5 protein-coding genes are annotated in these 7,351 nt (G+C 69.2%); 3 read left to right on the top strand and 2 right to left on the bottom strand.

Annotated elements, in window-relative coordinates; all coding sequences use genetic code 11:
• Positions 1 to 275: 275 nt before the first annotated feature.
• Positions 276 to 2,858 (top strand): RelA/SpoT family protein, encoded by a 2,583-nt coding sequence (locus tag ACFU53_RS45050; RefSeq protein ID WP_384005833.1) that lies wholly within the window; start codon positions 276 to 278, stop codon positions 2,856 to 2,858.
• An 85-nt stretch (positions 2,859 to 2,943) separates the two neighbouring features.
• On the opposite strand, the gene ACFU53_RS45045 is transcribed toward ACFU53_RS45050, so the two are convergent.
• Positions 2,944 to 4,173: a DUF349 domain-containing protein gene (locus tag ACFU53_RS45045; RefSeq protein WP_384005831.1), complete on the bottom strand. Its 1,230-nt coding sequence runs from the start codon at positions 4,171 to 4,173 to the stop codon at positions 2,944 to 2,946.
• A gap of 135 nt (positions 4,174 to 4,308) precedes the next feature.
• On the bottom strand, positions 4,309 to 5,151 hold the full coding sequence (locus ACFU53_RS45040; protein WP_384005829.1) for a peptidylprolyl isomerase: 843 nt from the start codon (positions 5,149 to 5,151) through the stop codon (positions 4,309 to 4,311).
• Positions 5,152 to 5,321: 170 nt separating this feature from the next.
• On the opposite strand from ACFU53_RS45040, the gene ACFU53_RS45035 reads away from it, so the two are divergent.
• Both ACFU53_RS45035 and hisS read left to right on the top strand, forming a co-directional pair.
• On the top strand, positions 5,322 to 6,038 hold the full coding sequence (locus tag ACFU53_RS45035) for an MBL fold metallo-hydrolase (RefSeq protein ID WP_384005827.1): 717 nt from the start codon (positions 5,322 to 5,324) through the stop codon (positions 6,036 to 6,038).
• Positions 6,039 to 6,051: 13 nt separating this feature from the next.
• Positions 6,052 to 7,314: a histidine--tRNA ligase gene (gene hisS, locus ACFU53_RS45030; RefSeq protein WP_384005825.1), complete on the top strand. Its 1,263-nt coding sequence runs from the start codon at positions 6,052 to 6,054 to the stop codon at positions 7,312 to 7,314.
• Positions 7,315 to 7,351 lie beyond the last annotated feature (37 nt).

Here is a 7,351-nt window from a genome sequence, read left to right as displayed (position 1 = left end):
GATCCTTTCCGGGGCGCCCGCCGCGCTGTTCCCGGCACCTGGGACGGTCCGCCGCGCACCGCCGCGCGCACCACCGCCGTACCCCGCGTGTACCACCGCGCGCTCGCCACCACGCACACCCCGAGTCCGCCCCCGAGGAATCCGGTGCCCGCCTCTCGTGTTTCACCTGTAGACGACCCTCACAGTGGCCTGAAGGCGATCCTGGGACGCGGGATCGCTACCATGGGTGCTCCGGAGCCTGACCGGGGGACCCGGATCGCGCACGAGGAGCCCTCTTGGCAGACGAGGCCCAGCACCTGACCGCCGCCAAGCCCGAGTCCGCCTCGGGTCCCGCGGCCACGCCCGCGCAGAACGCGACGAAGGCGAACACCGCGACGTCCGCGCAGGGCCCGGTCGAGCACGCCCAGTCCGCGCCGGCCGACAAGGCCGCCGGCCCGTCGCGCCCCAAGCCCACTCCCGACTCCGCTCCAGAGGGGGCGTCCCAATCGCCCGAGCGCCCCGCGCCCGCGCCCACTCCGGCGCCCCCGGCCCGCCCTGCCGCCACGGGCCAGCCCGCCCGCTCCGGCTCCTCCAACCGCGTACGCGCCCGGCTCGCCCGCCTCGGCGTGCAGCGGTCCAACCCGTACAACCCGGTCCTGGAGCCGCTGCTGCGGATCGTGCGCAGCAACGACCCGAAGATCGAGACCTCGACGCTCCGCCAGATCGAGAAGGCCTACCAGGTCGCCGAGCGCTGGCACCGCGGTCAGAAGCGCAAGAGCGGCGACCCGTACATCACGCACCCGCTCGCCGTCACCACCATCCTCGCCGAGCTGGGCATGGATCCGGCCACCCTGATGGCCGGGCTGCTGCACGACACGGTCGAGGACACCGAGTACGGCCTCGACCAGCTCCGCCGCGACTTCGGCGACTCCGTCGGCCTCCTCGTCGACGGCGTCACCAAGCTCGACAAGGTCAAGTTCGGCGAGGCCGCCCAGGCCGAGACCGTGCGCAAGATGGTCGTCGCCATGGCCAAGGACCCCCGCGTCCTGGTCATCAAGCTCGCCGACCGCCTGCACAACATGCGCACCATGCGCTACCTCAAGCGCGAGAAGCAGGAGAAGAAGGCGCGCGAGACCCTCGAGATCTACGCGCCGCTCGCCCATCGCCTGGGCATGAACACCATCAAGTGGGAGCTGGAGGACCTCGCCTTCGCGATCCTCTACCCCAAGATGTACGACGAGATCGTCCGGCTGGTGGCCGAGCGGGCACCGAAGCGTGACGAGTACCTGGCCATAGTGACCGACGAGGTGCAGCAGGACCTGCGTGCCGCCCGGATCAAGGCCACGGTCACCGGCCGCCCGAAGCACTACTACAGCGTCTACCAGAAGATGATCGTCCGCGGTCGCGACTTCGCGGAGATCTACGACCTGGTCGGCATCCGCGTCCTGGTGGACACCGTCCGCGACTGCTACGCGGCCCTGGGCACCGTCCACGCCCGCTGGAACCCGGTTCCGGGGCGGTTCAAGGACTACATCGCGATGCCCAAGTTCAACATGTACCAGTCGCTGCACACGACGGTCATCGGGCCCAACGGCAAGCCGGTCGAACTCCAGATCCGTACGTTCGACATGCACCGCCGCGCCGAGTACGGCATCGCCGCGCACTGGAAGTACAAGCAGGAGGCCGTCGCCGGCGCCTCCAAGGTGCGTTCTGACCAGCCGAGGACCACCGGCAAGGACGACCATCTCAACGACATGGCGTGGCTGCGCCAGCTCCTCGACTGGCAGAAGGAGACCGAGGACCCCAGCGAGTTCCTGGAGTCGCTGCGCTTCGACCTGTCGCGCAACGAGGTCTTCGTCTTCACGCCGAAGGGCGACGTCATAGCGCTGCCGGCCAGCGCCACCCCCGTCGACTTCGCGTACGCGGTCCACACCGAGGTCGGCCACCGCACCATAGGCGCCCGGGTCAACGGCCGCCTCGTCCCCCTCGAATCCACCCTCGACAACGGCGACCTGGTGGAGGTCTTCACCTCCAAGGCGGCCGGTGCGGGCCCCTCTCGCGACTGGCTCGGCTTCGTGAAGTCCCCGCGGGCCCGCAACAAGATCCGCGCCTGGTTCTCCAAGGAGCGGCGCGACGAGGCCATCGAGCAGGGCAAGGACGCCATCGTCCGCGCGATGCGCAAGCAGAACCTGCCGATCCAGCGCATCCTCACCGGTGACTCACTCGTCACCCTCGCCCACGAGATGCGCTACCCGGACATCTCCGCCCTCTACGCGGCCATAGGCGAGGGCCATGTCTCCGCGCAGAGCGTGGTGCAGAAGCTGGTCCAGGCCCTCGGCGGCGAGGAGGCGGCCACCGAGGAGATGGACGAGGCCGTACCGCCCACCCGCGGCCGGAGCCGCAAGCGGCGCGGCAGCAACGACCCCGGTGTCGTGGTCAAGGGCGTCGAGGACGTCTGGGTCAAACTCGCCCGCTGTTGTACGCCCGTCCCCGGCGACCCCATCATCGGCTTCGTCACCCGCGGCAGCGGCGTATCGGTTCACCGCAACGACTGTGTCAACATCGAGTCGCTCTCCCGCGAGCCCGAGCGGATCCTGGAGGTCGAGTGGGCGCCCACCCAGTCCTCGGTCTTCCTCGTCGCCATACAGGTCGAGGCCCTGGACCGCAGCCGTCTGCTGTCGGACGTCACCCGCGTCCTGTCCGACCAGCATGTCAACATTCTCTCCGCCGCCGTCCAGACCTCCCGTGACCGCGTCGCCACCTCCCGCTTCACCTTCGAGATGGGCGACCCGAAGCACCTGGGCCACGTCCTGAAGGCCGTACGTGGTGTGGAAGGCGTCTACGACGTGTACCGGGTGACGTCGGCACGGAGGCCGTAAGCCCGGCAGAGCGTGACCCGGCACACGTGAGAGGGGCTCCCGTACGAACCGTACGGGAGCCCCTCTCACGTATCGACTGTCGGCGTCAGCCGCCGAACTCCTGCAGACCCTTCAGCGCCTGGTCCAGCAGGGCCCGGCGGCCGTCGAGCTCTCGCTGGAGCTTGTCGGCCTTGGCGCTGTTTCCCTGGGCACGGGCCGCCTCGATCTGACTCGTCAGCTTGTCGACGGCGGCCTGGAGCTGGCCCGTGAGACCGGCGGCGCGGGCGCGGGCCTCCGGGTTGGTGCGGCGCCACTCCGCTTCCTCGGCCTCCTGGATGGCCCGCTCGACCGTGTGCATCCGGCCCTCGACCTTCGGGCGGGCGTCACGCGGCACATGGCCGATGGCCTCCCAGCGCTCGTTGAGCGAGCGGAAGGCGGCACGTGCCGTCTTCAGGTCCGTCACCGGCAGGATCTTCTCGGCCTCCCCGGCCAGCTCCTCCTTGAGCTTGAGGTTCTCCGTCTGCTCCGCGTCACGCTCGGCGAACACGGAGCTGCGGGCGGCGAAGAAGACGTCCTGGGCGCCGCGGAAGCGGTTCCACAGGTCGTCCTCGTGCTCGCGCTGGGCGCGGCCGGCGGCCTTCCAGTCGGCCATCAGCTCGCGGTAGCGCGCCGCCGTGGGGCCCCAGTCGGACGAGTTCGACAGCGCCTCGGCCTCCGCGACCAGCTTCTCCTTGGTCTTGCGGGCGTCCTCGCGCTGCGAGTCGAGCTGCGCGAAGTGGGCCTTGCGACGCTTGGAGAACGCCGAGCGGGCGTGCGAGAAACGGTGCCAGAGCTCGTCGTCGGACTTCCGGTCCAGCCGCGGCAGACCCTTCCAGGTGTCCACCAGCGCCCGCAGCCGCTCGCCGGCGGACCGCCACTGGTCGGACTGGGCCAGCTCCTCCGCCTCGGTGACCAGGGCCTCCTTGGCGTGCCGGGCCTCGTCGGACTGCTTCGCCCGCTGCTGCTTGCGCTCCTCGCGGCGCGCCTCGACCGTCTCGACGAGCTTGTCCAGCCGCACCTTGAGCGCGGCCAGGTCACCGACCGCGTGATGCGCGTCCACCTGCTCGCGAATGTGGTCGATCGCGACCTGTGCGTCCTTCGCGGACAGGTCGGTGGTCTTCACCCGCTTCTCGAGGAGGCCGATTTCGACGACCAAACCCTCGTACTTGCGCTCGAAGTAGGCCAGCGCTTCCTCAGGGGAGCCGGCCTGCCAGGAACCGACGACCTGCTCGCCGTCGGCCGTACGCACGTACACGGTCCCCGTCTCGTCGACGCGGCCCCACGGGTCGCTGCTCACAGCGCCTCCTCCACATGATGCCTGCAAGGAGCCTCAGCGCCCCCGAGCATCGTCCACAGTTTCGTCACGGCCAACATAGGCGACCGGCGGGTTGCCTGTCCGCATCCCGCGCGACCGAAATTTCACTGTTGGCAGTCAGGACTTCTTGACAGTCGCCTTGTTGATCACAACGGTCGCATTGGGCGTCCCATCACCCATGCCGGTGTTCTCACCGGCCTTGGCGATCTTCGTCAGGACCTTCATGCCCGCCTCGGAGATCGTGCCGAACGGTGTGTAGTTGGCCGGCAGCGGGCTGTCCTGGAAGACGAGGAAGAACTGGCTGCCGCCGCTGTTCTTGCCCTCGCCCGTCTGCCCGTTGAACTGGTTCGCCATCGCGACCGTGCCCGCCGGGTACACATCGCCCTTCAGGCGCGAGTCCTTGAGGTTCTCGTCCGGGATCGTGTAGCCGGGACCGCCCATTCCGGTGCCCTGCGGGTCACCGCACTGCAGCACGTAGATGCCCTGCGTGGTGAGACGGTGGCACTTGGTGTGGTCCAAGTAGCCCTTGTTCACCAGGAAGTCGAACGAGTTGACCGTGTGCGGGGCCTTCGCCGCGTCCATCGTTATGGGGATGGAACCGCAGGTCGTCTGCAGATCCATCGTGTACTTCGCGGTCTTGTCGATGGTGATCGCGGGTTCCTTCTTGTAGGTGAGTTCCTTCACCTTGCCCGCGGCCGCCTTCTCGCACGGGTCCGGCGCCTTGCTGGCGCTGGGCGAGGCGCTCGGGGACACCTCCGCGCTCGCGTTGTCCTTCTTGTCGTCGCCCTTGAGGACGTCGGTCGTGTACAGCGCCACGCTGCCCACCAGGATCACACCGAGCACCGAGGCGATCACGGCGTTGCGGACATGGGCCTTGCGTCGCGCGGACGTGCGCCGCTGCTGCTGCCGCAAGAACTTCTCCCGGGCGAGCTGACGCCGCCGCTGATCCTGGCTGACCACGGGGTTCTCTCCTCATGCGTCTCGTACGCCGACGGGTGCGTCGCGCGTCCGTCGAGTCGACTGTTTGCGTGTGACCCGTACCGTATATGGGTTCGCTGAGGAAACGGCAGCGCCGGTAGGCTCTGATCCACAGCAACCCACCACTCTCGTACGACACAAGAAGGACGATCGTGCTCATTGCCGGGTTCCCCGCCGGGGCCTGGGGGACCAACTGTTATCTGGTCGCCCCCGCCGCCGGTGAGGAGTGCGTGATCATCGACCCGGGCCACCAGGCCACCCAGGGAGTCGAGGAGACGCTGAAGAAGCATCGGCTCAAGCCCGTCGCCGTCGTCCTCACCCACGGTCACATCGACCACGTGGCCTCGGTCGTCCCGGTGTGCGGCGCGCACGACGTACCGGCGTGGATCCACCCCCAGGACCGGTACATGATGAGCGACCCCGAGAAGGCGCTCGGCCGTTCCATCGGCATGCCGCTCATGGGCGAGCTGACCGTGGGGGAGCCGGGTGACGTCAAGGAGCTGACCGACGGCGCGAAGCTGGAGCTGGCCGGTCTGGAGCTGTCCGTCGCGCACGCGCCCGGCCATACCAAGGGGTCGGTGACCTTCCGGATGCCCGAGAACACGGAGATCCCCGCCGTGTTCTTCTCCGGGGATCTGCTCTTCGCCGGCTCCATCGGACGCACCGATCTGCCCGGCGGTGACATGGCCGAGATGCTCGACTCGCTGGCCCGTGTGTGCCTGCCGCTCGACGACTCGACCGTGGTGCTGTCCGGCCACGGCCCCCAGACGACCATCGGCCAGGAGCGCGCCACCAACCCGTATCTGCGGCAGGTGGCCGCCGGCGGCCAGGGAGCGGGTCCGACGACCCCTCCCCGACGAGGAATGTGACGAGAGACCTTCCGTGAGCACCTTTCAGGCCCCCAAGGGCACGTACGACCTGCTGCCCCCGGACAGCGCCAAGTTCCTGGCCGTCCGCGAGGCCATCGCCGCGCCGCTGCGCGACTCCGGCTACGGCTACATCGAGACGCCCGGTTTCGAGAGTGTCGAGCTGTTCGCGCGCGGTGTCGGTGAGTCCACCGACATCGTGACCAAGGAGATGTACGCCTTCGAGACCAAGGGCGGCGACAAGCTCGCGCTGCGCCCCGAAGGCACGGCCTCCGTGCTGCGCGCGGCCCTGGAGGGCAACCTGCACAAGGCGGGCAACCTCCCGGTCAAGCTCTGGTACTCCGGCTCGTACTACCGCTACGAGCGCCCCCAGAAGGGCCGCTACCGCCACTTCTCCCAGGTGGGCGCAGAGGCGATCGGCGCCGAGGACCCGGCCCTGGACGCCGAGTTGATCATCCTGGCGGACCAGGCGTACCGCTCGCTGGGCCTCAGGAACTTCCGCATCCTGCTGAACAGCCTCGGCGACAAGGAGTGCCGTCCCGTCTACCGGGCCGCCCTGCAGGAGTTCCTGCGCGGCCTGGACCTGGACGAGGACACGCTCCGCCGCGCCGAGATCAACCCGCTGCGGGTCCTCGACGACAAGCGCGTGGACGTCCAGAAGCAGCTGACCGACGCCCCGCTGCTGCGCGACTACCTCTGCGACGCCTGCAAGGCGTACCACGAGGAGGTGCGCGAGCTGCTCACGGCGGCGGGCGTCTCCTTCGAGGACGACCTCAAGCTGGTGCGCGGCCTGGACTACTACACGCGTACGACCTTCGAGTTCGTCCACGACGGTCTCGGCTCCCAGTCCGCGGTGGGCGGCGGCGGGCGCTACGACGGCCTGTCCGAGATGATCGGCGGCCCCGCGCTGCCGTCGGTCGGCTGGGCCCTCGGAGTCGACCGCACGGTCCTGGCCCTGGAGGCGGAGGGCATCGAGCTCGAACTCCCCGCCGCCACCAGCGTGTTCGCCGTCCCGCTCGGCGAGGACGCCCGCCGACTCCTCTTCGCCAAGGTCACCGAGTTGCGCAAGGTGGGCATCGCGGCCGACTTCTCGTACGGCGCGAAGGGCCTGAAGGGCGCGATGAAGAACGCAAACCGGAGCGGCGCGCGGTACGCGATCGTCGCCGGGGAGCGCGACCTCGCCGAGGGCGTCGTCCAGCTCAAGGACATGGAGTCCGGCGAGCAGGTCGCCATCGGCGTGAACGAGATCGTGGCCGAGCTGGAGGCCCGGCTGGGCTGAGTCAAGCCGTTTCGCCCCTACCGCCCCTTACGGGCGG

The organism is Streptomyces sp. NPDC057474 (genome assembly GCF_042802555.1).
Classification (GTDB): domain Bacteria; phylum Actinomycetota; class Actinomycetes; order Streptomycetales; family Streptomycetaceae; genus Streptomyces.
Note: the sequence above shows the minus strand (reverse complement) of the source record. Positions and strands in the feature narration are given on the sequence as shown.